Genomic DNA, 978 nt, shown 5'->3' with positions numbered 1-978 from the left:
CGCTCTACAAGTCCCTTCATCTCACATCACGAAACGGGAGACTGTGTCATGTCTACGGAAACTTTGAAGAAGGCGCCCCATGAGGACCGTGGGCTAGATACGGCCTACCCGATTACGGAGGAGCAGATCGTCTCGCTGCATGAGGATGGCTGGGCTCCGTTGCCTGGTCTGCTCGACCAGGAGACGGTAGCGGAGCTCCGTGAAACCTTGCTGGGGGCGAGGTTGAAGGAGTCCCCGGTTGCGGGAGGCGGGCCTTCGGACCCGACTCAGCTCCTGCAGCACGAGGCCGTTGCCTGGGAGAGTCCCTTCGTGCATGGTGTCGCGACCTCGCGGAGGGTTTCGAGCGCGGTTACCTCTCTGATGAGGCGTGAGGACGCAGTGCTCTGCACCGACCTCAGTTTCTTCAAGCCGGTCGGCGCGAGCCCGACCCCGTTCCACCAGGACTTCTCCTTCTGGCCGTTTGACCGGTGGGGGAATGTGACGGTGTGGATCGCGCTGGTGGATATCACTGAAGATATGGGCCCGCTGCGCTACCTCAAGGGCTCGCACCGCGAAGGTCCGCTCGGGCTGATCGGTGGGGACGACATCCGCGAGGTCTACCCGCAATTGAGTTCCAGTGAGATCGTCGGTGGCAAGGCGATGAAGGCCGGTGACGCCCAAGCTCACTGGGAGCTGACGGTCCACGGCGCTGTTGCCAACAACGGTGAGAGCCGACGCGAGGCAGTGGGTCTGCGATACCACCGCACCGATACCCGCTACATCAATCTGCCCCACACCCACTACGACAAGTTCAAGCTGACGCCCGGGACGCCCCTCACCGATAGCGGCGTCTTCCCGCGGGTAGGCCCCGAGGGCTTCATCGACGGCTTCACAGTCAAGTGACGGGGAGCGAGAAGTACCGCTTCGACGACCGCGTCGCCGTAGTCACCGGAGCCGGGCGAGGACTGGGACGCTCCTACGCCCACCTTCTCGGCCGCC

1 protein-coding gene is annotated in these 978 nt (G+C 63.7%); it reads left to right on the top strand.

The features are described from left to right. Positions 1-48 precede the first annotated feature (48 nt). Positions 49-882 carry a phytanoyl-CoA dioxygenase family protein gene (locus tag LRP67_RS21155; RefSeq protein ID WP_231272323.1) on the top strand — a complete coding sequence of 278 codons (834 nt, stop codon included), beginning with the start codon at positions 49-51 and terminating at the stop codon, positions 880-882. The last annotated feature ends 96 nt before the right edge of the window (positions 883-978 follow it).

This window comes from Nocardioides sp. cx-169, from assembly GCF_021083605.1.
Taxonomy (GTDB): Bacteria; Actinomycetota; Actinomycetes; order Propionibacteriales; family Nocardioidaceae; genus Nocardioides.
This window is presented reverse-complemented; position numbering and strand designations above follow the sequence as displayed.